This window comes from Thermotoga sp. 2812B, from assembly GCF_000789335.1.
GTDB classification, from domain to species: Bacteria; Thermotogota; Thermotogae; order Thermotogales; family Thermotogaceae; genus Thermotoga; species Thermotoga maritima.
This window is the reverse complement of sequence record NZ_CP003408.1, coordinates 1315328-1337940: the sequence shown is the minus strand read 5'-3', so window position 1 is coordinate 1337940 and position 22613 is coordinate 1315328. Positions and strand designations below refer to the sequence as shown.

General features: G+C 47.0%; 22 protein-coding genes, 1 CRISPR repeat array and 1 riboswitch. Of the genes, 6 read left to right on the top strand and 16 right to left on the bottom strand.

Annotation, left to right across the window (positions count from 1 at the left end; translation table 11 throughout):
• The first annotated feature begins 21 nt into the window (after positions 1–21).
• Genes T2812B_RS06790 through T2812B_RS06765 form a run of 6 tightly spaced genes read left to right on the top strand, consistent with a single transcriptional unit; the run spans position 22 to position 5974 of the window.
• Positions 22–996: a PhoH family protein gene (locus tag T2812B_RS06790; RefSeq protein WP_004081850.1), complete on the top strand. Its 975-nt coding sequence runs from the start codon at positions 22–24 to the stop codon at positions 994–996.
• The gene (locus T2812B_RS06785) at positions 993–2369 is read left to right on the top strand and encodes an HD family phosphohydrolase (protein ID WP_008194979.1); all 1377 of its coding nucleotides are present in this window, start codon (positions 993–995) and stop codon (positions 2367–2369) included. The genes T2812B_RS06790 and T2812B_RS06785 overlap by 4 nt, the downstream gene beginning before the upstream one ends.
• Complete coding sequence (gene ybeY, locus T2812B_RS06780; protein ID WP_008194976.1) at positions 2350–2802, top strand: rRNA maturation RNase YbeY; 453 nt, start codon at positions 2350–2352, stop codon at positions 2800–2802. The genes T2812B_RS06785 and ybeY overlap by 20 nt, the downstream gene beginning before the upstream one ends.
• Complete coding sequence (locus T2812B_RS06775) at positions 2757–3977, top strand: DUF1015 domain-containing protein (RefSeq protein WP_008194975.1); 1221 nt, start codon at positions 2757–2759, stop codon at positions 3975–3977. The genes ybeY and T2812B_RS06775 overlap by 46 nt, the downstream gene beginning before the upstream one ends.
• Before the next feature lie 12 nt (positions 3978–3989).
• On the top strand, positions 3990–4682 hold the full coding sequence (locus T2812B_RS06770; protein WP_008194974.1) for a zinc metallopeptidase: 693 nt from the start codon (positions 3990–3992) through the stop codon (positions 4680–4682).
• Entirely contained in the window at positions 4679–5974 is a 1296-nt protein-coding gene (locus T2812B_RS06765; RefSeq protein WP_008194972.1) for a 16S rRNA (cytosine(967)-C(5))-methyltransferase, read from the top strand. Before T2812B_RS06770 ends, T2812B_RS06765 begins: the two co-directional genes overlap by 4 nt.
• Here T2812B_RS06765 and T2812B_RS06760 read toward each other — a convergent pair.
• The 16 genes from T2812B_RS06760 to T2812B_RS06680 all read right to left on the bottom strand — a co-directional run bounded on the left by T2812B_RS06760 (position 5944) and on the right by T2812B_RS06680 (position 22605).
• A complete protein-coding gene (locus T2812B_RS06760; protein WP_081501987.1) occupies positions 5944–7221 on the bottom strand; it encodes a nucleotidyltransferase in 1278 nt (425 codons plus the stop codon). The genes T2812B_RS06765 and T2812B_RS06760 overlap by 31 nt on opposite strands.
• Positions 7218–7610 (bottom strand): hypothetical protein, encoded by a 393-nt coding sequence (locus T2812B_RS06755; protein WP_004081864.1) that lies wholly within the window; start codon positions 7608–7610, stop codon positions 7218–7220. The genes T2812B_RS06760 and T2812B_RS06755 overlap by 4 nt, the downstream gene beginning before the upstream one ends.
• Positions 7607–8017, bottom strand: a complete 411-nt coding sequence (locus T2812B_RS06750; protein WP_004081866.1) for a Fur family transcriptional regulator — start codon at positions 8015–8017, stop codon at positions 7607–7609. Before T2812B_RS06750 ends, T2812B_RS06755 begins: the two co-directional genes overlap by 4 nt.
• A 14-nt stretch (positions 8018–8031) precedes the next feature.
• A complete protein-coding gene (locus T2812B_RS06745; RefSeq protein ID WP_008194966.1) occupies positions 8032–9105 on the bottom strand; it encodes a M20 family metallopeptidase in 1074 nt (357 codons plus the stop codon).
• A complete protein-coding gene (gene lysA / locus T2812B_RS06740; protein WP_008194964.1) occupies positions 9106–10266 on the bottom strand; it encodes a diaminopimelate decarboxylase in 1161 nt (386 codons plus the stop codon).
• A 9-nt stretch (positions 10267–10275) separates the two neighbouring features.
• Positions 10276–11481: an aspartate kinase gene (locus T2812B_RS06735; RefSeq protein WP_008194961.1), complete on the bottom strand. Its 1206-nt coding sequence runs from the start codon at positions 11479–11481 to the stop codon at positions 10276–10278.
• Positions 11482–11496: 15 nt separating this feature from the next.
• On the bottom strand, positions 11497–12198 hold the full coding sequence (gene dapD, locus T2812B_RS06730) for a 2,3,4,5-tetrahydropyridine-2,6-dicarboxylate N-acetyltransferase (RefSeq protein ID WP_162129630.1): 702 nt from the start codon (positions 12196–12198) through the stop codon (positions 11497–11499).
• A 1-nt stretch (position 12199) separates the two neighbouring features.
• Positions 12200–12850, bottom strand: coding sequence for a 4-hydroxy-tetrahydrodipicolinate reductase (dapB, locus tag T2812B_RS06725; RefSeq protein WP_008194957.1), 651 nt, complete (start codon positions 12848–12850; stop codon positions 12200–12202).
• Positions 12847–13731, bottom strand: a complete 885-nt coding sequence (dapA, locus tag T2812B_RS06720) for a 4-hydroxy-tetrahydrodipicolinate synthase (RefSeq protein ID WP_008194954.1) — start codon at positions 13729–13731, stop codon at positions 12847–12849. The genes dapB and dapA overlap by 4 nt, the downstream gene beginning before the upstream one ends.
• The gene (gene dapF, locus T2812B_RS06715) at positions 13716–14426 is read right to left on the bottom strand and encodes a diaminopimelate epimerase (protein WP_008194952.1); all 711 of its coding nucleotides are present in this window, start codon (positions 14424–14426) and stop codon (positions 13716–13718) included. Before dapF ends, dapA begins: the two co-directional genes overlap by 16 nt.
• Positions 14427–14430: 4 nt before the next feature.
• Positions 14431–15408 carry an aspartate-semialdehyde dehydrogenase gene (locus tag T2812B_RS06710; protein ID WP_008194950.1) on the bottom strand — a complete coding sequence of 326 codons (978 nt, stop codon included), beginning with the start codon at positions 15406–15408 and terminating at the stop codon, positions 14431–14433.
• 87 nt (positions 15409–15495) lie between these two features.
• A riboswitch (Lysine riboswitch) is annotated at positions 15496–15674 on the bottom strand.
• 660 nt (positions 15675–16334) lie between these two features.
• Positions 16335–17567: a CRISPR direct-repeat array (repeat unit 30 nt; unit sequence GTTTCAATACTTCCTTAGAGGTATGGAAAC).
• Positions 17568–17648: 81 nt separating this feature from the next.
• Positions 17649–19232, bottom strand: a complete 1584-nt coding sequence (locus tag T2812B_RS06700; protein ID WP_008194944.1) for a bifunctional aspartate carbamoyltransferase catalytic subunit/aspartate carbamoyltransferase regulatory subunit — start codon at positions 19230–19232, stop codon at positions 17649–17651.
• Between the two features lie 35 nt (positions 19233–19267).
• Positions 19268–19777 carry a dihydrofolate reductase gene (gene folA, locus T2812B_RS06695; protein WP_008194941.1) on the bottom strand — a complete coding sequence of 170 codons (510 nt, stop codon included), beginning with the start codon at positions 19775–19777 and terminating at the stop codon, positions 19268–19270.
• On the bottom strand, positions 19765–21171 hold the full coding sequence (gene gltA, locus T2812B_RS06690; RefSeq protein WP_008194940.1) for an NADPH-dependent glutamate synthase: 1407 nt from the start codon (positions 21169–21171) through the stop codon (positions 19765–19767). The genes folA and gltA overlap by 13 nt, the downstream gene beginning before the upstream one ends.
• A complete protein-coding gene (locus tag T2812B_RS06685; RefSeq protein ID WP_008194938.1) occupies positions 21168–22001 on the bottom strand; it encodes a sulfide/dihydroorotate dehydrogenase-like FAD/NAD-binding protein in 834 nt (277 codons plus the stop codon). The genes gltA and T2812B_RS06685 overlap by 4 nt, the downstream gene beginning before the upstream one ends.
• Positions 21985–22605 carry an ABC transporter ATP-binding protein gene (locus tag T2812B_RS06680; RefSeq protein WP_008194936.1) on the bottom strand — a complete coding sequence of 207 codons (621 nt, stop codon included), beginning with the start codon at positions 22603–22605 and terminating at the stop codon, positions 21985–21987. Before T2812B_RS06680 ends, T2812B_RS06685 begins: the two co-directional genes overlap by 17 nt.
• Positions 22606–22613 lie beyond the last annotated feature (8 nt).

Genomic DNA, 22613 nt, shown 5'->3' with positions numbered 1-22613 from the left:
TTCCTTAGAAAGTATACCAGTGTGGAGGTGGAAATTACGATTACGGTTAGGAAAGTAAGAATTCCCGAAGATGTGGCCGTTCTGGAGATATTCGGACAGTACGATAAGCGCGCGAGGTATCTGAAAAAACTGTTCAACGTGGAATTCGCGGTGAGAGACAGTGAGATCCTTATAAAAGGCATGGATGAGAAAAGTGTCGATGCGGCTCACCGGGTGCTCGATGAGATCATATCCATAACACGGGACGGTCACCTTCTGGACTGGACTGAGTTCGAGTATCTCGTGGAGAGAGTTTCGAACTCAGAAAGTGTGAAAGAAGTTTACTCAAACAATAGCAAAGGATTGATCATCGGCAAGAAAGTGAAACCAAAGACACTCGGCCAGAAGAAGTATCTGGAAGCAGTCGAAAAAAACGACGTGGTGTTCGTTATAGGTCCAGCCGGTACAGGAAAAACGTACCTGGCAGTGGCCGTCGCTCTAGATTATCTGAAAATGGGAAAGGTGAACAGGATCATCCTCACAAGACCAGCCGTTGAAGCCGGTGAGAAGCTCGGATACTTGCCGGGAGATCTGTCCGAAAAGGTGGAACCCTATCTCAGACCTCTTTACGACGCCATCATAGATATCACGTCTCCGGACAAATTCAACAGCTATCGTGAAAGAGGCATCATAGAGATCGTACCGCTCGCTTACATGAGAGGAAGGACTTTGAATAACTCCTTTATAATACTGGATGAAGCCCAGAACACCACATACCAGCAGATGAAGATGTTCCTCACCAGACTCGGATTCAACTCCAAGGCGGTCATAACGGGAGACATCACCCAGGTAGATATCGAGAAGGAAAAGTCCGGTCTCATAGAGTGTCAGAAAATTTTAGAAGGAATCTCTGGAATAGAATTCGTGTATCTGAACGAAAGCGATGTTGTGAGGCATCCTCTCGTTAAGAAGATCATAAAGGCCTACGAAGAGTATGAAAGGTCGAGGAAGTCATGAACCGAAAGCGTTTCCTCCTGATAACGATTACAGTGATTCTTTCTCTGATGCTGGTGCACGTTCGTACAGGAATCCGACCTTTGAATTTCACCTTTGAGGCACTGGTCGCCATCGTCGTCTGGTTCGCTCTGGTGGAGATGAGCACCAGATATTACAGAAAGTACTGGCTCAGTGAAGTGTTCACCTACACTCATCTGGCTCTGATCCTGCTTGGAGCTTCCTTCATTGGATTTTCTTTCCCAGAGATAGGCCCTTTTGTGACACCTGTATACATACCGGTTGCCCTCATAGAACTCGTGTTCTTTTCCCCAGAAATAGCCATAACAAGTGGATTTTTGATGTCTTTGTTTGCTCTGTACCGATGGAGTTACGATATCTTTCTTCTTCTGCCGTTCATTTCAACAACCTTTGTTGCGGCAGTGACTCTCTCCAAAGCGAACAGAAGACTGGACGTGGTGAAATCTTCTGCCCTCACATCTCTTGCTCTTGTGGGAACATCTCTGTTCATGAAGTTTGGACTGAAAATCGAGTACACGCCGTATGACCTGGTAGCTGCTATTTTGAATCCGATCTTTTCAGGAATTCTGGTTCTTGGAATACTGCCTTACGTAGAATACACGAGCCGTCTTTACTCGAATCTTGGGCTCGTGGAGTTCGGAAATCTGAACCATCCGTTGCTCAAGATGCTTTCCATTAAAGCCCCAGGAACTTATTATCACAGTGTGATCGTCGCGAATTTAGCAGAAACTGCAGCGGAGAAAATAGGTGCGAACCCCATTCTGGCAAGAATAGGAGCCTACTATCACGATATAGGAAAGATGAAACGGCCTCACTTCTTTACCGAGAACATAAGAGACGGTAAAAACCCTCACGAAGACATAACCCCTTCTCTCAGTCACCTCGTTTTGAACGAACACGTGAAGTACGGTGTGGAACTTGCAAGAAAATATCGACTCCCTCTCCTTGTTGAATTCATAATCCCCCAGCACCACGGTACAAGATCACAGAAGTATTTCTACTACAAGGCGAAACAACAGTTCGAGGATATTCCCGAGGAAGAGTTCCGTTATCCTGGTCCCAAGCCTCAGTTCAAAGAAGCGGCTATTATCATGCTTGCCGACTCTGTGGAAGCCGCCTCAAGAAGCTTGAAGTCACCCTCTGTTTCTCAGATAAAGGAATGTGTCGAAGATGTCATATCTTCCATATTCTTTGAGAGGCAACTCGATGAGTCAGGCATCACTCTGAGTGAGCTCGAAGAGATTTCCGACGCGTTCCTTCAGGTTCTCGTGAACCTGTTCAGTTCCAGAATTGAATACCCCGAGGAAGAAAAAATTCAGAAGGTGGTAAAGATAAATGATAAGAATACTGGGTGAAGGTAAAGGATCGAAACTTCTCGAAAATTTGAAAGAAAAACTCGAAGAAATCGTAAAGAAAGAGATAGGAGACGTAAATGTAAACGTGATTCTTGTGAGCGAAGATGAAATTAAAGGACTCAACCAGCAGTTTCGAGGTCAGGATCGACCTACAGACGTGCTCACTTTTCCCCTCATGGAAGAAGACGTCTATGGAGAAATTTACGTTTGTCCTCTGATCGTAGAAGAAAATGCGAGAGAGTTCAACAACACCTTCGAAAAGGAATTGCTGGAAGTGGTGATCCACGGGATACTTCACCTTGCAGGATACGATCACGAGTTCGAAGACAAAAACTCCAAAGAGATGTTCGAAAAACAGAAAAAATACGTTGAGGAGGTATGGGGTGAATGGAGATCAAACCCTTCAGAGGATTCAGACCCAGGGAAGAGATAGCCGAAAAATTCGTGGCCAAACCCTACGATGTGGTTTCCTTTCTTGAAGCCAAAGAAACGATAAAGAAAAACCCACTCAGCTTTCTCAGAGTAACTCGCGTTGAAGCAGAAACACACGAAATAGAGATGGATCCTACACCCGAAGACATGGAGAAAGCCAGAAGAAATCTTGAAAAGTTCATAGAGGATGGCATCCTTATTCAGGAAGAAAAAGAAGCGTTCTACATTTACCGTCAGAGGATGGGCGACCACACACAAACAGGAATAGTAGCGCTCTTTCCTGTGGAGGAGTACAAAAAGGGTAGAATAAAGAAACACGAGCTTACCCGAAAAAAGAAAGAAGAGGAAAGAGTTCAACACATTCTGAAAACACGTGCACACACAGGACAGGTTTTTCTCTTCTACAGAGCCTTTGAAGAATTCGATAGAAAACTCTCCGAAATTGCTGATTCTCAGGAGCCTGTCTATAGAATACGCGATGATCTCGATGTCATCCATGAGTTTTTCGTTGTCAAGGATGAAAACGAAGTGAATGAAATAAAGAAGCTCTTTGAGAGAGTGGAGGAACTCTACATAGCGGACGGTCACCACAGGGCAGCGGCCGCAGCCAGGGTCAGCGACATACTGGACGAGAAGATAGGAAAAGGACCTCACAATTACTTCATGGCCACAGCGTTCCCCCACAACCAGCTCAGAATATTCGACTACAACAGAGTGGTGAAATCTCAACTCACGCCAGAGGAATTACTCGAAAAACTCCAGGAAAAATTCGAAACGTACAGATCCTACAAGGTACCTGCAAGACCATCCAGAGAACACGAAATAACCATGTACGTGGGTAACAGAAAATGGTACGCCCTGATCCCAAAAAGAGTGCCGGAGGACGTTGTTGAGAGTCTAGATGTGAACATTCTTCAGCGTGAGGTTCTGGAACCCATCTTCGGTATTTCCAATCCTCGCGAAGATGAGAGAATAGACTTCGTTGGTGGAATAAAGGGCCTGTGCGAACTGGAAAGAATGGTGGACAAAGGAGAGTTCGATGTGGCCTTCGCGATGTATCCGGTGAACATAGAAACGCTTATGAAAGTCTCAGATGAAGGAAAGATCATGCCGCCGAAATCAACATGGTTTGAACCGAAACTTCTGAGCGGTCTGGTGGTGCACGTGTTCGGCTGAGGAGGTGATACGGTGTTCTTCCTTTTTGACCCAACGTTCATCATACTGATTCCCGGTATTCTCCTGGCTTTCTGGGCGCAGATGCGAGTTCAGGCTGCTTACAACAAGTACTCACAGGTAAGGTCCTCTCTTGGACTCACTGGATATGAACTCGCAAAAAGACTCCTTGAGAACGCGGGAATCTACAACGTGAAAATAGAGGTCGTTTCCGGTTTTCTGACTGACCATTACGATCCCTACCGGAAGGTTCTCAGGCTCTCTCCACAGAATTTCAAAGGTGTTTCCGTCGCTTCACTCGGAGTTGTGGCTCACGAAGTGGGGCACGCTCTTCAAGACGCAGAAAAATATCCGATGCTCGCACTGAGGAATCTGATGGTACCAGCAGCCATCACGGGTTCTCAGCTTGCTTGGATTATTTTCATTCTTGGGTTCATCTTTTACACACCGTTTCTGATAAGACTGGGGATTCTTCTGTTCTCTCTGGTGGTGCTTTTTACCCTCATCACACTTCCTGTTGAGTTCGACGCCAGCAGGCGCGCCGTGAAACTCCTTGAAACAACGATGCTGATGCCGGAGTACGAGCTCAAGGGAGTAAAAGAGGTACTCGGTGCCGCTGCTCTCACCTACGTCGCGTCTTCACTGATGGCGTTCCTCCAGCTCCTCAGAATGATAGTAATCGCTGGTTTGTTCGGTGATAGAAGATGAGAACGAACGTTAGATTGCTCGCCTACAGACTTCTGAGGAAGTACGAGAAGGAAAAATTCATATCGAGAGAGGACGTGGACAGCGTCCTCTCTTTTTTGGACGACAGAGACAGAAGATTTTTCAAAGAGCTCGTGTGGGGAGTTGTGAGGAAAGAAGAACTTCTGGACTGGTACATAAACCAGCTTTTGAAGAAAAAGGACATCCCTCCCGCTGTCAGGGTTGCGTTGAGGATGGGGGCTTATCAGCTCCTCTTCATGAACAGCGTTCCGGATTACGCAGCAGTCAGCGAAACAGTAAAACTGGTGAAGAACGAGAACTTCAAAAAACTGGTGAACGCCGTGCTGAGGAGATTGAGGACCGTCCCCGAACCAAAAGAACTTCACCTCGTCTACTCACACCCGGAGTGGATCGTGAACTACTGGAGATCTTTTCTTCCCGAAGAAGCGGTCCTGAGAATAATGAAGTGGAATCAGGAACCTCTCCCTGTTATGCTCCGTGTGAATTCGCTTGCAGCCACTAAAGAGGAAGTCACCAAAATCCTTGCTGAAGAGGGTACGGAGGCAGTCCCGGGAAAACACGCTCCGTTTTCCCTGATTGTGAGGAAACTCGGCGTTCCAATGAACGACTCCAGGGTGATAAACGATGGGCTCGCGAGTGTTCAGGGAGAGTCTTCACAGCTTGTACCTTTCTTCATGGAGCTGAAACCCGGACTGAGAGTACTGGATACCTGCGCGGCACCGGGTGGTAAGACTACCGCCATCGCCGAATTGATGAAGGATCAGGGGAAGATACTGGCCGTTGATATAAGCAGAGAGAAGATCCAGCTCGTCGAAAAACACGCGAAACGTCTGAAACTCTCTTCGATAGAGACAAAGATCGCCGATGCGGAACGACTCACAGAGTACGTCCAGGATACATTTGATAGGGTCCTGGTGGACGCTCCCTGTACCTCGCTGGGCACGGCAAGGAACCATCCGGAAGTTCTGAGGAGAGTGAACAAAGAGGATTTCAAGAAGTTCTCGGAGATTCAGCTGAGGATGGTACAGCAGGCCTGGCAGCTTCTGGAAAAGGGAGGAATTCTCCTCTACAGCACATGTACCGTGACAAAAGAAGAAAACACCGAAGTGGTGAAAAGATTCGTCTACGAACAGAAAGACGTTGAAGTGATCGATATCAGAGACAAGATGAAAGAATTCGAAGTGGAAGGAATCTGGGATGGTTACGGCTTTCTGATGCTTCCAGACGAGACGATAACTCCCTTCTACATCTCCGTTCTCATAAAGATGGGATGAATGGAGAAGTCTCGCTCCCCACAGCGCTGTTCCACCGATGGGAAGAACATCGAGTAGAAGTTCGTCGCCTTCACGTCAAGATCGATCTGTTCAAGAAAGAGTTGTTTATCAACTGGTAGGTCTGTTTTCTCCAGTACTTTCCTGTAAAGAGACATGTTTGTCACGATCGGAAGTTTTGCCTTCTTTCTCATGAGAGAAAGGATCTCTCTTCCCTTCTCTGTGAAGCCGAGGATTCTGATGTACTGAGGCCCTTTTGTGTTGCTTTTTTCAACGAATTCTTTGTTCACTTCGAACACCGAAAATAGAGCGAGTCTTCTTATTCGAGAAAAGGTGAAGCGTTTGGCTTTGACACACTCCAGAAAATCCCGGTAAGACCCTGTTTGTCTGGCACAGACGTGAAATCTCTTTTCGAGTCCCTCAGAAAAACCGTGGATCTTCTCGAAGAAATCCATGTCTTTCAGTCTGAAAAACGAGAGGAGAAAATCTCCCATGTTCTCGAGGAAAACGGGTCCCCGCCCTTCGTTTATCTCCCTCATGAGAATTTCAAAAGAATCTTCTGGAAGAGAATCTCTCACCTCTTCCCATCTTTTTTCCCTCATAAGATTTCTTATCGCCGTTGCGCTGGAGAATCGCCCCCTGAAACTGGTATCTTTTTCTTCTGCTCCTACCCTTTTTATTGTGTGGAATCTGATGTTCGAGCCTATCTTTAGAGCGGAATGAATGTACTCCACTCCTAGGATGTCGTTCGACTTTTCGAGTTTCAAGACCTCTTCTTCGTTCCAACCCTTCATGGAGAAATACCTCATCAGAGCGTACTTTCTGGCATTAGGGAAGGAATAGCCTTTCTTCAACTCTTCATGCAAAAACTTCTGGTATTCGTCGGGTTGTTCGTAAAGGATTCGTGCCACTTTTTGAAGAAATTCGATATCGTTCGATTCACTTCCAAAGACCACATCTGTGACAACACCCGTTGCATCCAGCATGCTTACCGCACCGAAAGCAAATCCCCCGGCATCCTGCGTGGCAAAAACAACGGGCAATTCCAGAACAACATCTACCCCCATTCTGAGAGCGATCTCTGCCCGCGCGAATTTATCTATGACGGCAGGTTCGCCTCTCTGGCAGAAATTACCGCTCATCACAGCGATTGTGTAGTCCGGTTTCACGAGTTCTCTGGCCGAAGTCAGATGATAGAGGTGTCCGTTGTGGAATGGATTGTACTCCACGACAACGCCGAGAACCTTCAGTCTTCATCCCTCCTGATGATCGTGAGGAAATAGGCAAGAGAGACCATTGTGAAGAGAAGAAAAATGAGATAAGCGGGAGCGATCTTCGAAAAGATTCCCCTGAGGATGTACAGTCCATAAATCTCGCTCACAAAAGAGACAGAAAGAACAACAAAGCCTAATACAACGAACCACTTGATCCCGGAAGAGGTGTAGAAGTTGAGGAGAATACCTGAGCCGAGTATTGGCAGAAAACACGCCAGAAGAACATTTGCAATATTTTCCGGGAGTTTTATTCCTGCGAATCCCTCGATGTAAGGTGCCAGAAAGTACAATCCCGCCCAGACAACCAGACCCAGAATTCCTATGATCACGAGAAGAAGAGAAAAAAGTTGCACAAGGTACCTCAATCTTTCACCTTCTTCAAACACTCCTCACAGATGCCTTTTATCACCAGTTCGATTTTTTCTCTTTTGCCCTTTACCTCTCCAAGTTTCAGCTCCCTTATTTCTACGTCTTCAATCTTTCCGCATTCTCTGCAAATGAAGTGCCCATGCGGTTCCGGGTTGAAATCGAAGATCGTTTTTTGACCATCGCTGAAGGCATAAATAACACCAAGATCCACCAAAAGGTAAAGAACACTGTAGAGAGTAGCGATGGAAAGCGAGGGAACTTTCTTCGACAGAATGGCAAAAAGCTCCTTTGCCTCAAAATGGCCTTCTTTCATCTCGGATACGAATTTTATGATCTCCATCCTCTGAGTTGTGAGTTTTACCTTTTTCGATTTCAAGCGTTCAATTATCTCTTCTGTGGTCATAATATTCACTCTCCTCAAATGACCATAGCAAGCTCAGCTAAAAGATCCGCCGCCATGGGTATATACCTGTCATTCGGTAAAAAACGCGGGTGGTGAAGCCCAAAACGTTCTCCTTCTCCCACGCCAAACCAGAATGAGAGAGAAGGAAACACTTGCGAGAAATATCCAAAGTCCTCTCCGGTCCACTTCATATCGCATTCAACAAAAGAAAACCCCAACCTCTGACAGGTCTCTCTTAGAGTTTCAAAGAGGTTTTGATCCACCTTCACCTCGGGATAGACACTGCCTCTTTCAACAGCAAAATCAACTCCCATTTCTTCTTTCAGTTCTCCAAGCTGTTTTACCATGTTGGATATCACTTCCTCTGTTATCCTCAGCGCTTCTGATCTTATCGTTCCTTCTAATTTTATCTCATCTGGAACGATGTTCCTCGCCCGTCCCCCCGAAATTTTGCCAACCCCCACAAGAGCGTTCCACTTTTTGTTGTAGAGCCAGCCGAGAAAAGAAACCGCTGCCTTCAGAGCGTCCTTTCCTTTCTCAGCGAACGCCACGTGGGCCGGAACACCTTTAAAGTATACATCGAATTCCGTGGCAGAGGCAAAAAGCACTCCGGGTCGGGATGCCACAGTTCCAGCATCGTACTCGTCAGTCACGTGGAATCCAACAGCGGCTTTTATTTCGTACTTATCTTTGAGAAAGTCCACAACTTCTTTCGCTCCACCACCCGTCTCTTCGGCAGGCTGAAAGACAAAGAGAAAGTTCTTTTTCGCGTTCCTGAGTCTCTTCATGGCACCGTAGAGTGCGCTCATGTGAAAGTCGTGTCCACACGCGTGCATATACTCATTCCGCGACGCGAACTCCCATCCCGTTTCTTCTTTTATGGGTAGAGCATCCATATCAGCTCTCAGAACAACGTACGGATCTTCCGTTTCTTTCTTCTCTATCACAAGCCCTGTTCCGGCCACTTCTATGATCTTCTCGTATCCGATCTCAATCACTGCTTTTCTGAGCGTCTCTTTTGTCCTGTACTCCTTGAAAGAAAGCTCCGGATTCATGTGGAGAATGTGCCTCAGCTCGATTTCGTCCATTCACATCACCACGTCTTTGAAAATATCCATCTCCGTTTCCCTTCTTCTTATCAGAGAAATTCTTCCGTTTTCTCCAACGAGTACCTCAGCTGGACGTGTGGTCGAGTTGTAGTTGTTCGACATAGTGTAACCGTAAGCTCCCGCGTTTTCCACAGCGATGATGTCACCCGGTTCGACCTCTGGAAGTTCCCGGTCGTACGCGATCACGTCACCGCTCTCGCACAGTGGACCAACCACATCTGCCCTCATCTCTTTACCCTGTTTTCCGAGCACAAAGATCCTGTGATATGCGGAATAAAGTGCCGGTCTTATGAGGACATTCATCCCACCATCGACTACAACGAACGCCTTGTTATGTCTTCTTTTGACGAGCACCACTCTGAGGAGCAGATACCCAGAAGGTGCTACGATGTACCTTCCTATTTCGACGATGACTCTTTTGAATCTCTTCAAATCAGGAACAACCTTTTCTCTGTAACTGGACAGGTCGAGTTCCTCTCCGCTGTAGTTTATTCCCCAGCCGCCGCCGATGTTGATCTCTTCGAATCCATACCTTTCAGAAGCCCGAACAACTTTACTGAAGGCTTCCACAAAGGGTTCAACCCGGGTTATCTGCGATCCTATGTGAACATGGAGACCTCTTATGTTCATTGATCTGAATCTTTCCATGAACGAATCCAGATCTTCCAGTGGTATTCCGAACTTGTGCTTTTTCAAGCCGGTGGAGATGTGAGGGTGTGTCTTCGCATCGACCTCCGGATTCACCCTGATGAAATACTCCACGCCTTCCGGGTTCAATTCTCTCCAGATCTCCATCTCCTCGAACGAATCCACGTTGACGATTCTCACATCTTCTCTCAAAAAGTGTTCCATTTGATCCCTGCTCTTTCCGTTGCCGTTCCATACAATGGAACGGGAAGGAACTTCTGCCAGTTTAGCCGCGAGAAGCTCTCCCTTTGTCACCACGTCCATGCCGAAACCCTCTTCTCTTAGAATCTTCAAAAGAACAGGATTGTTGTTCGCTTTCACGGCAAACGTTGGAAGGAGATCCACTCCCTCGAAGACCTCTTTTACAAGACGTGACCTTTTTCGCAGTGTTTCCTCGAAGTACACGTAGGTGGGTGTCCCATGAATCTCTGCCACTTTCCTCAGGATGTCCATTTCTTCACCTCACAGTTCGAATTCTTCGATCACCGATTTCAGTGCCTTTTCAGCTTTCTCTTCAGGAACAAGGCAGGAGATCTTTATCTCCGACGTTGTGACGAGCTCCGGTGTGACTCCTGCCCTTTCCAGCGCTTCAAAGAACCTGGCGGCCACACCCGGACTCGTTCTCATTCCCACTCCAACTATGGAGAGTTTGGCAAAACCTCCTTCGTAGGTGGATTTCCACCCTTCCACATCCCTGAGAGCCTCTTTGAGCGCTTCGTCCAGATCCTCTTTGTGGTCTTCGAGAATCGTGAAGGAGAGGAAAACCTTTCCGTTCGAAGGAACGAGGGAGATCATGTCCACGTTCAGGGCCCTTTTTCCAACTTCCTCGAATATGGCCGTGATGTACTTCACATCCTTTGGAAGGAAAGATATGGAAACTTTTATTTGACCATGAGAAATTGTCGCTCCTGTTACAACGGGTTCTTCCAGCCACTCCGGAAGTCTTTCTACCACCATGGTTCCCTCCTCTTCGGTGAAAGAAGATGCGCAGTAGATGGGTATTCCATACTTCTTTGCTATTTCCACGGATCTTGAGTGAAGAACTTTCGCACCGAGAGCGGTGAGCTCGAGAGCTTCGTCGTAGGTGATGTAAGCGAGCTTTTTGGCTCTCGGATGGACACGCGGATCGCAGGTGTATATCCCGTCCACGTCGCTGTAGATTTCACACGGCACTCTGAGTTTTGCCGCAAGCGCCACGGCAGATGTATCCGAACCGCCCCGGCCGAGTGTGGTCAGATCACCGTGTTCGTTCACACCCTGAAAGCCCGTTACGACGAGAACATCGTAATCTTTCAGGTTTTCCCGGATCACACTGTCATCTATATCCACGATACGAGCGCTCGTGTGATGCGGAGTGGTTTTTATTTTCACCTGGAACGCGTTCAAAGATTTGGCCTTTACTCCGAGATCTTTCAGGGCCATCGAAAGGAGCGCAGCGGAAACCTGTTCTCCCGTTGCAAGAAGCATATCGAGTTCTCTCGAATCCGGTCTTGGAGAGATCTCCTTTGCCAGTCTTATGAGGTTGTCCGTTGTCTTTCCCATAGCAGAGACAACGACCACAACTTTGTACCCTTCATCCACTTTTTTCTTGATTCTCTGTGCGACGTTCTTTATTCTCTCCGGTGTGGCAACGGAGCTTCCTCCGTATTTTTGAACCACCACGTTCATTTCCCAGACCTCCATTCATTCGAGATTTCTGAGCTCATCAACTATCTTTGTCTTTTCCTTTGTTTTCTCGTCGATCTGTTTTATCACACGTGCAGGAACACCAGCCACGACTGTGTAAGGTGGAACATCCTTCGTTACAACCGCACCGGCCGCGACAACCGCACCCTTTCCAACTGTCACCCCTTCAAGGATCACTGCGTTCGCCCCCACAACCACTTCGTCCTCTATGACAACAGGTTTTGCACTCGGAGGCTCTATAACACCCGCTATCACCGCACCAGCACCTATGTGGCACTTCTTTCCTATGATCGCCCTTCCACCAACAACCGCGTTCATGTCTATCATCGTTCCTTCACCGATCACCGCACCGACGTTTATAACGGCTCCCATCATGATCACAGCGCCTTCCCCTATTTCCACCATGTCTCTTATGATCGCACCCGGTTCTATTCTGGCTTTGTACTTCGTGAGATCCGCCAGAGGAAGTGCGGAATTTCTTGCTTTCACCTCGAGATGGTAGTCTTCTATTTTCTCCCTGTGCTCCTCGAGAAGCTTTTTGAAGTCTTCGTACTCTCCAAAGAGAATTCCGAACCTTTCATCACCGAAGAATTTGAAACTGGAGAAATCTATGCCCGCTAAATCGCCTTTTATGTAAGCGACTATGGGAGTTTTCTTTTTGGCTTTGGCTATCATTTCTATGATTTCTCTTGCGTCCAACTCACTCACCTCCAAAGATCACTTCTTCGAAACTGTAAATACCGGGATCTTTTCCCACAAGAAACTCCGCCGCTTTCAGGGCTCCTATAGCGAAAACAGTCCTCGAAATCGCCCTGTGCTTTATCTCGATCGTCTCACCTATGTTTCCAAAAACGACCACGTGATCTCCGGGAACACCACCCACTCTCAGGGAGTGAATGGGAACGCTCTTTCCCAGTGCGCTCTCCAGAAGAATCGCGGTTCCGGAGGGTGCATCCTTTTTGAAGCGGTGGTGCGTCTCTACGATCTCAACGTCCCAGTCTTCGAGGACTTTTGCGAGTTCTGAGAGGAACCTCTTCAGAACGTTTATGCCAATGGAGAAGTTGTAAGCCTGAACAACGGGTACTTCTTTCGAAAGCTCCCTCAACATCTGGAAATGTTCTTCCTTCAGGGCGGTTGTTCCCAGAACGAGGCCAGCCCTATATTTTTTACACAGCTCCACCGTTTTTGGGAGCGCTTCAGGTGAAGAAAAGTCGATCACAACATCCGGAGAATCCAGCTCCTCGACACCGTTAACATCCACCTTCAAAACGAGTTCATGCCCTTTCTCCGAGAAGACCTTCTGGATCTCCTGGCCCATCCTTCCGGAGTAACCGACTATTCCGTACTTCATAGCAATCCACTCTCCTTGAGAACGTTTCTGAGAAGTTCCACCGTCTTTTCACTGGCAGGTACAAGCGGTAGTCTCAGCTCGTTCTCGATGAATCCCATGAGATTCAAAGCGGCTTTAACTGGTATCGGATTTGTTTCTGCAAACAGCGCCTTCATGAGAGGTCTGAGTTTTCTGTGAACCTCCCTCGATTTTTCGAGGTTTCCGCTGAAGTACTCTGAGCAGAGTTCCACCATCTGCTTCGGTGCCACGTTCGACACAACAGAGATGACGCCGTCTCCACCCGCACAGAGGAGATAGAACGTTCTATCATCGTTACCGGACCACACCATGAAATCGCTTCTTGCCTGTTTTGTCAGTGATACCGTCCTGTCTATCTGGTCTATATCCGGGTTCGCCTCTTTTATTCCCACCACGTTCTTGAGGTCCGCAGCGATCCTTGCAGCAGTTTCCGGGAGAACGTTCACACCGGTTCTCCCGGGCACGTTGTAAACAACGATCCCGAGATCCGTTCTCTCAGAGATGTACTTGTAGTGCTGATAGAGTCCTTCCTGTGTGGGCTTGTTGTAATACGGGGTGACCACAAGAACTCCGTTTGCTCCGAGTTTTTCCGCCTGCTTGACGAGTTTCAGTGTTTTTTCAGTGGAATTCGTTCCCGCTCCCACGATCACAGGGATTTTCCCATCGACGATCTCGAGAGTTCTGGAAACGAGCTTTTCTCTCTCGTCTTCGTTGACGGTTGGTGATTCACCTGTCGTTCCAAGGACGATCAGCGCGTTGACGCCGTTTTCGAGCTGATACCTGACAAGCCTCTCGTAAGACTCAAGATCAAGCTCACCATTTTTGAATGGTGTAACGATAGCAGTTCCTACTCCTCTGAACATCTTTTCACATCCCCCCTGAGAAAGATTTCTCCGTTTTCCTCTTTCAGAAAGAGTGTGCCTCCTGGCACCTGGATCTTCACCTCTTTTGCCCCTGTTTTATCTCGATACACGACGAAAACAGACGTAACACCCGTTCCACAGGCTTTTGTTTCCCTTTCCACTCCTCTTTCGTATGTTCTCACCTTGAGACGGTCGGAAAGTACCTCGTAGAAATCCACGTTCGCACCTGTTTTGTACCTGAGATCTCTTCCGAGTTTTTCCACATCCAGTTCGTCGATTCCTTTCACTTCCAGAACGAAATGAGGAACGCCCACAACGACGAAATATCCTTCGTAATCATCCACCTTCATCTCTTTCTTTCCTGAAACACCCGGCATCCTCACCCAGATACCGTCGTCAACGATCACCTTTATTTCTCCAGCCCTGGAGAGAAAAGTGAATTCTTTTTCTTTGATCCAGCCCCTGTCTATGAGGTACTGAGAAAAGGCCCTTGCGCCGTTCCCACAGAAGGCCGCCATACTCCCATCGCGGTTGTAGTAGTCCATGAAGTATTTCCCATCGACCAGCTCCACGAATATGACTCCATCCAGATCGCCCACGTTTTCCCTGACAAAATCTGGTTTTTTCTCTTCGGGTATCCTCTTTTGCGTGTTGTCAACTATGAGGAAGGTGTTCCCATTGGCCGAATAGCACACACTATCACACCTTTCCGTTCATCTCAGCGTGCTTCAGGAGAATTCTGACGGCGTTGGTCGCAGCCCCTACACGGATGTTGTCCGCCACGTTCCAGAAAAGAATGGATCTTTCGTCGGCCGCTCTGAGTCGGCAAACATAAGTTTCGTTCTTTCCTGCGACATCCACCGGTGTTATGAGATCGTCCGTCACCACCACGTCTTCTCCAGAAGCTATGACTTCTCTCACCTTTTCGAGAGACTCGTAGGGTTTCTTGAACCTCACCATGATCGCTTCAGAGTGTCCGTACAGAACGGGCACCCTCACCGTTGTTGGATACACCCTTATCGAGTAGTCGTTCAGAATTTTTCTTGTTTCGTTCACCATCTTCATCTCTTCCTGAGAGAAAAGATTTTCCTGTATATCACCTATGAGAGGAATGACGTTTCTGTGAATGGGTTTTGGGAAGACCTTCATCACGTTTTCTCCTCTTTCTTGAGCAAGGAGTTCTTCTATCCCCTTATGACCAGCGCCGGAGACGGACTGATACGTCGACACAAAGATCTCTTCAATTCCGTAAACTTCGTGGAGTTTGTAGATGGAAAGGATCATCTGGATCGTTGAACAGTTCGGATTCGCTATTATTCCTGTGTATCCCTTGAGAAGGTGAGCGTTCACCTCCGGAACTACAAGGGGTATTTCCTTCTCCATTCTGAAAGCAGAAGAGTTATCTATCACGGTCACTCCGTTTTCGGCTGCGATGGGAGCGAACTTTCTGGAAACACTGGCACCCGCGGAAAACAGGAAGTAGTCACACTTCCATTTCATCGATTCTTCCGTGAGAAGCTCGACCTTGAATTTCTCACCTTTGAATTCTATTTCTTTACCCACAGATCTTTCCGAAGCGAAGAGCCTGAGCTCCGTGACGGGAACGTTGAATTCTTCGAGTACTTTTACCATCGTTCTTCCAACTTCTCCCGTGGCACCAACAACTCCTACTCTCACCTTCATCCCTCCTTGAATTAATAAAAAAAGCGTCTCTTCGCTCCCCGAAGAGACGCCAAATCAGGTCTGAAATCTTTTTCTGATTCCAGACCCGATCGGCTCTCCACGGAGAGACCTCCGTGACAGTGGTATGGGTATTCCCCATACCCCCAGGCATGCAGAGCGGGAGGAACTCTGCACCCTTCGGCGCCCTCGCCTTTCAGCTGTCCCCAATTCCTCCCCTGATGGGACAGCCTACTCATCTCGGGCGCGCCTCCGTCGGGTCAATGACTATTTTAGCTTAATTGTATCAGTATTTCAAACCGAAGACAATTAAGGAAAGGTTAACTTTGAAGTGACAATCGATAAGGGATTTGAAGTTAGACAAAAATTTATTGATCAAAATTGATTATGTTTTATGCATACAAACCAGGTTAGTTCCAATCATTCACAAAGTGGGTGATGCGTGTATCTGGCACTGGAAAGTCGGTTCAGAGTATGCAATTACCGGTAACGAAAAATTTCATGCGGGTTTGTGGTACCGGAAGCTATGCGTTAAAAATGGAATAATGGATGATATGAAGAGACAATATGAAGAGAATTTGTGGAGATAGATGACATGTAAGTGCTTTGAATTCAAGGAGTCAATAGTTAACTTCTAACACACTGAGGAATACCTTCTTTCATCTATTTGTGAAACGTGGAACTAATCGATTTTTACCAGAAACACCCCAAAATGCCCTGACGTAGGTTGATATAATTTATCTTCTGTTTTTTGCTTGTGTTTTTTTATTGTTGAACTATGCAATTATTCCATTTTTCCAAACAGTACTTGAAAGTGCTCTCTTGTGTGTTAGAATGGTTTATGGAAAGAGAGAATATGGAAGTTCAAAAAACATCTTGCTTTCAGAGTGTGTTTGTGGTATAATTTCTCTTGAACTCAACGGGTTTCAATACTTCCTTAGAGGTATGGAAACTCTTTTGTCGTAGACAAGTTCGACACGTCTTATGTCCACTGTTTCAATACTTCCTTAGAGGTATGGAAACGGGCATTAATAAAAAAGATATCGTGATTAAGCAAAGTTTCAATACTTCCTTAGAGGTATGGAAACACGGTTCCGCCCCAGCAACCCCCACAGGACTATCCCTGTTTCAATACTTCCTTAGAGGTATGGAAACAGGAACAGGTGCGACAAAGTTCCTCGATTGGCTCGGGTTTCAATACTTCCTTAGAGGTATGGAAACTCTTTTCACCAATATCCATAGTAACACCGCTTAACCAGTTTCAATACTTCCTTAGAGGTATGGAAACATAACCCTATCTGTTTTGTTTTGTATGAGAGCAGAGAGTTTCAATACTTCCTTAGAGGTATGGAAACCGGGAACGTCTACTCCGAGAATCTGTGACATATATCGTTTCAATACTTCCTTAGAGGTATGGAAACGGATAAAGCTTAGTTATCCCCTTCCCGGCGCTCCCGTTTCAATACTTCCTTAGAGGTATGGAAACAACTTTCCTCCGTATCTTTTTACAATCTCTTTTGCCTGTTTCAATACTTCCTTAGAGGTATGGAAACACTTTTCTGCTCCTGACTTATACAGGGATGGCTTCTGCGGTTTCAATACTTCCTTAGAGGTATGGAAACAGTTCTACACAGATACAACAACTGAAACAATCTCTGGTTTCAATACTTCCTTAGAGGTATGGAAACCCTGATACGGCGAGGAATTTTAGTCGCCGGTTGTTGTGTTTCAATACTTCCTTAGAGGTATGGAAACCTCGCTCTTGTTCAAAAACAAGACGTCTTTTTTCGAGTTTCAATACTTCCTTAGAGGTATGGAAACTAGCTCCTTCTGTGTGTAATTTCAAAAACTGACCGTCCGTTTCAATACTTCCTTAGAGGTATGGAAACAGGATTTTATCAATCCAGATTCCAAGCCATTCTATCAGTCTCAATAATTCCTTAGAGGTATGGAAACAAGGTAACAACTATTTTCCCATCTGGTCTGCACTCGTGTTTCAATAATTCCTTAGAGGTATGGAAACTTTCGTCTATAACCTCTTCGTACTGCCAGCCCTGTAGTTTCAATACTTCCTTAGAGGTATGGAAACACTCGCTTTACGGCACGACCTTTAAGGATATCACCGAGTTTCAATACTTCCCTAGAGGTATGGAAACACCAACCGAGTCCAGATAAGCTTGGCTATAAAATGAAAAAAGCAGGGGAAAATTCCCCTGCTTTCTTTTTTCGCAAATTTCTCAAATACTCCAGATCTCTTCGAAAGAATGCGGTGTTTCACAGTACTCGCATATGAACTGTCCTTTTTCGTTTCTCACAAAGGAAGGTGAAGCATTTTCGCCGTGTGCGGGATTGGTGATGCAGTTTTCATTTTTACATCGGAGTTCTTCGAATCCATAGATCGTTGGTGGAAGTTTTATTCTGTACTTTTCAACAACCGTGCTGTTTTTTATGATGTTGACTGTGGTGTTTGGAGAAATCGCCGAGAGTTTCTTTATTTCTCTTTTGGAGAGATAGCGATCCGGCAGGCTGATGTAACCCTTGAAGTTTCCATCGCTCGACCGGAAAATACCATCCGCACTGTCTACATCGTAAAGCTTCAGAATTTTCCTTATTTTTACTATCGTTGAGTAGATTTCCTCCGGTGTTTTTCCTTTGGCTATGTGGTCTATCACCGTTCCGTTTTCGATGGGTTTTATGCCTCTTTTTCCCTCTTTCTGAACACCCTTTGATCCGTGTGTGATGGGAGCGGGAATTATGAAGTCTTCTTCTGGTTTTTCTTCTTTCTTCGAGGTATCGAAAGGTGCTTCCAGCGCTCCACCGAACATGGAAAGAAGCACGATCCTCACCCAGTAACCGTTCCTTGCCTGTGTTTCCCATCCGTTCAGAGGAAGTGTGTCCAGAAAGTTCGGTATCGTCGGATAAACCTTGTGCCTTGGAAGCGGATGATAGAACTTCACTCCTTCCGGCAGTGCGTCCAGATACTCTTTTTTGAACGTGACTGCTTCTCTCAGAATATGAACCTTCTCGAGGATGTCTTCTCCCATTCTTTCGAGCTGGAGTCGTGTAAAGTACCAGATCTTTGCCACATCTTTCTGGCTGAGATACTCTCTGATCGAAGAGAAAATCCTGACCTCGAAACCGTTCTTTTTCATCTTCTCTACGTAATGCTCAGGCATCATGAGCTCTTCCGGTGCCACAAGATCCACCTTCACATTTTTGAATATCTTCAAGCCGTTCACCTTGGAGTGAACCGTTCGGCCGTGAAGCAGGTCACCAACGAGTGCCACGTGTATGAACGAGTTGTCGAAACCGTTCTGCTCGAGAAAGGTGTATTCATCCAGAAGTTCCTGTGTTGGATGCTCGTGCTTTCCGTCGCCCGCGTTTATAAAAGAGGGTACTTCTATACCGTTTCTTCTTGCGAATTCTGATATTCTTCTTTCTAGGAGTCTGCAGACTCCTTCGAGTCTTGTTCTCACAACGAATATGGAGTAGTCGCTGTAGCCTGTGAGCATGGAGAAGGTGTCCGTGTAGCTCTCCTGTTTGTTGAAAGAGGAATGTTCCGAATCGAAAACGTTCACCTTCACGTTCGGGCCTGAGTGAAACTTCGCAGCGTTTATGAAAGATTCTTTCGTCCTCGTGCTTGGTTCGACGAAAACGATGTATATTCCAACGTTTCTCTTCTTTATCCTGAAATCCGATACATCCTCTCCGCTGTACCATCTCTGTTTGAGCTCCCTGGTTTTCTCATAGAGGAACATCTGCTCCTCCACGCTCAGATCTTCTATGACTGCGAGGGTTCTGCCGAGAAAATCCCGTTTCATTCACGATACCCCCTTCAGACAAAAAAATATCGCACCTAACGGTGCGATTTTTCTACAGAATATTTGAGAAAAAGTGTGCCTCTTTCGTTCAAACGCCTCATCTCCAGAAGTTTCAAAGGAAAGTAACCTTCGAATTCATCGAAGAAAGGTATTCCCTTTCCGAACACGTACGGTTCGACGGTGACGAAAAGCTCATCTACCAGTTTTTCTCTCAGAAATTCCGTGAACACGGTCTTTCCTCCTATGACAGCCACCCTTTCGTAGCCTTTTCCTTCGAGGAATTTTACCACATCCCCAGGTGAACCGTTGAAAAAAACAAGTGAAGGATCATCGGAAGACCTGCGTCTTCTCGTCAAAACAACGTTCAGCCTCTCTGGAAGAGGTCTTCCTATTTCCTCGAAGGTGACCCTTCCCATCACAACGTTTCCGATCTCCGTGGTGATCTCTCTGAAATTTTTTCTGTCCTCAAATGAGTTCCAGCCTTCAACAGAGGAGGCTATCTTTCCGGAGACGTCCATCGCAAGAACGAAAATCACTTTTGCCACGGGTTCCATTCCCCTGTGAGGTAAGAGTGAATGAACTGCGCCGCTTTCTTTCCAGCTCCCATGGCCTTTATCACCGTCGCTGCACCCGTCACGATATCTCCACCTGCGAAGACGCCTTTCACACTCGTTGCTCCTGTGTCCTCGTCTGCTTTGATGTATCCACGTTCGTTCAGTTCCAAGCCTGGGAACTCAGAGAGAAGCACCCTGTTTGGACCCTGCCCTATAGCTTCTATCACCATGTCAACCTTGAGAACAAAATTGCTTCCCTCGATGGGAACGGGTCTTGGCCTTCCCGAACCGTCTGCTTCTTTCAGCTCCATCCTTACGCACTCCACGGCTTCCACGTTTCCGTTGGCGTCCCCGACGTATCGTATCGGGAGGGTGAGCCACAGAAACTCGATTCCTTCCTCAAGTGCGTGATGATATTCCTCTCTCCTGGCGGGCATCTCACGTTCCGTTCTCCTGTAGACAATGTACACCTTTTCGGCTCCCAATCTGAGAGCGCTTCTTGCTGCATCCATGGCCGTGTTTCCAGCTCCTATCACAGCTACCCTCTTTCCCACACGGATGGGTGTGTCGTACTCGGGGAAGAGATAGGCTTTCATGAGATTGACCCTCGTGAGAAATTCGTTGGCGGAGTACACCCCGTTCAGATTCGTTCCCGGAATTCCCATGAACTTCGGTGTCCCCGCACCGGTACCTATGAAGACGGCGTCGTACTCCGAAAGGAGCTCTTTCACTTTGACAGTCTTACCAACAACCGTGTTGAGATAGAAGTTAACCCCGAGTTTCTTTATGTAGTTGACTTCTCTTTCAACGATCCTCTTTGGAAGACGAAACTCCGGAATTCCATACACGAGAACACCACCCGGTTTGTGAAAAGCTTCAAAAACGTCAACGTGGTATCCCATCTTCGCGAGGTCTGCCGCAGCTGTCAGTCCCGCTGGACCTGAACCAACGACGGCGACTTTCTCCTTTTTCAAGCCAGCTAGAGGTTTCACATCTTCTTCGAGGTTCTCGGCCGCCCAGTCCGCGACGAATCGTTCCAGTCTTCCGATCGCAACGGATTCGCTGTCTTTCATTTTTCCCACGACACACCTCGACTCACACTGAACTTCCTGGGGACAGACTCTTCCACAGACCGCGGGAAGGTTGTTGTAGCTTTTGAGAATACTGTAAGATTCCTCGAGTTTTCCCTCTCTGAGTTTCCTTATGAAGCCGGGAATGTCGATTCCCACAGGACATCCGGAGACACACGGATGTGTGGGACACTGAAGACACCTCTGAGCCTCCGCCACAGCCTCTTCGAGCGTGTAACCGAGTGCCACTTCCTCGAAGTTCCTTCTCCTCGATTCCGGTGATTGTTCCTTCATCGGAGTTTTTCTGTTTTTCATTCTGATTCACCTGCCGTTTTCAAAAATCTTTCGTACGAGATCTTTTCCTGCTCTCTGTACTGTGCGAGTCTTTTCAGAAGTTCGTCCCAGTCCACTTCTTCTCCCCTGAACTCTGGGCCGTCCACACAGGCGAACTTGATCTGACCAGAAACCGTGACCCTGCAGGCACCGCACATCCCCGTTCCGTCCACCATTATCGGGTTTAGAGAGACCCATATCGGAACTCCGAATTCTCTCGCTTTCAACGTGCAGAATTTCATCATAATGGTGGGCCCAACAGCCCAGCAGATATCGAACTTTCTTTCCCTGAAGAGTTTATCCATCGCGTCCGTTACAACACCTTTCATTCCAGCGCTCCCGTCGTCTGTCACAAGCAGAACATCAGATATCTCTTTGAATTCATCCACCATGATCAGGTAGTCTTTTGTTCTTGCACCGAGAACGGTTGTGATGTTGTTCCCCGCTTCTTTCAGCGCTTTCGCTATGGGATAGAGCGTTGCTATTCCCACTCCTCCACCCACGAGCAGGACGTTCCCGTAGTTTTCGATCTCACTCGGATTCCCAAGAGGTCCCACCACATCGAGAATGGTGTCCCCTTCTTTTTTCAGAGAAAGCTCGTGAGTGGTTTTCCCGACGACTTTCACGACCATCCTGAACAGTCCTTCATCGGGCCTTGTGTCTGCCACCGTTAGAGGGATTCGCTCTCCCTTTTCGTGGAGCCTTATCACAACAAATTGCCCCGGTCCCGCTTCTTTTGAAACAGAGGGTGAGTGAATCCAGAAATCGAACACGTCTTCTGCGATTTTCGTCTTCTTAACGATCTCGTTCAAGATTGCTCCCCCCACTCTCACCGTTGATCACCAGAATTTCATCGCAGAGTTCTTCGATGTCCTCCCTTATGTGAGAAGATATTATCACCGTGATTCCTTCTTCTTTGAGCCGTTTGAGTTTACTCCTGACGATGCTGGCCGATTCAACATCGAGACCGCTGGTCGGCTCGTCGAGGATCAGAAGTTCAGGGTTTCCAAATAGAGCTACTGCGAGAGCCGTTCTCTGTTTCACGCCTTTTGATGCGTTTCGAACAAAGGTTTCCATGAAAGGCTCCAGCATGAGCTCAGAGACAATGAAGCTTTCCATCTTCACCCCTCTGAGTCTGGAGAAGAAGAGGAGATTCTCACGGACGGTGAGTTCTTCAAGCAGAGCAGGGAACTCGGGAACGAAGGCTATTCTCTTTCGAATGTACGACAAGTCCTTCAGCGCGTTTTTTTCGAAGAGAAAGAGTCTTCCTTCGTCCGGTTTCAGGATGGTGGCGAGTATCTTCAAAAGAGTGGTCTTCCCCGCAGAATTCTGTCCAACAATGCCAAGGGATTTACCTTTCTCGAGAGAAAAAGAAACTCCATCCAGAACCTTCTTCTTCCCGTAGGATTTTTTCAAGTTTTCCG

Excerpts from the sequence above, each read along its gene's own strand:
- T2812B_RS06785 (WP_008194979.1), top strand. The coding sequence starts at position 993 with ATGAACCGAAAGCGTTTCCTCCTGATAACGATTACAGTGATTCTTTCT.
- ybeY (WP_008194976.1), top strand. The coding sequence starts at position 2,350 with ATGATAAGAATACTGGGTGAAGGTAAAGGATCGAAACTTCTCGAAAAT.
- T2812B_RS06775 (WP_008194975.1), top strand. The coding sequence starts at position 2,757 with ATGGAGATCAAACCCTTCAGAGGATTCAGACCCAGGGAAGAGATAGCC.
- T2812B_RS06765 (WP_008194972.1), top strand. The coding sequence starts at position 4,679 with ATGAGAACGAACGTTAGATTGCTCGCCTACAGACTTCTGAGGAAGTAC.
- T2812B_RS06750 (WP_004081866.1), bottom strand. The coding sequence starts at position 8,017 with ATGACCACAGAAGAGATAATTGAACGCTTGAAATCGAAAAAGGTAAAA.
- T2812B_RS06745 (WP_008194966.1), bottom strand. The coding sequence starts at position 9,105 with ATGGACGAAATCGAGCTGAGGCACATTCTCCACATGAATCCGGAGCTT.
- lysA (WP_008194964.1), bottom strand. The coding sequence starts at position 10,266 with ATGGACATCCTGAGGAAAGTGGCAGAGATTCATGGGACACCCACCTAC.
- T2812B_RS06735 (WP_008194961.1), bottom strand. The coding sequence starts at position 11,481 with ATGAACGTGGTGGTTCAAAAATACGGAGGAAGCTCCGTTGCCACACCG.
- dapB (WP_008194957.1), bottom strand. The coding sequence starts at position 12,850 with ATGAAGTACGGAATAGTCGGTTACTCCGGAAGGATGGGCCAGGAGATC.
- dapA (WP_008194954.1), bottom strand. The coding sequence starts at position 13,731 with ATGTTCAGAGGAGTAGGAACTGCTATCGTTACACCATTCAAAAATGGT.
- T2812B_RS06700 (WP_008194944.1), bottom strand. The coding sequence starts at position 19,232 with ATGAAACGGGATTTTCTCGGCAGAACCCTCGCAGTCATAGAAGATCTG.
- gltA (WP_008194940.1), bottom strand. The coding sequence starts at position 21,171 with ATGAAAAACAGAAAAACTCCGATGAAGGAACAATCACCGGAATCGAGG.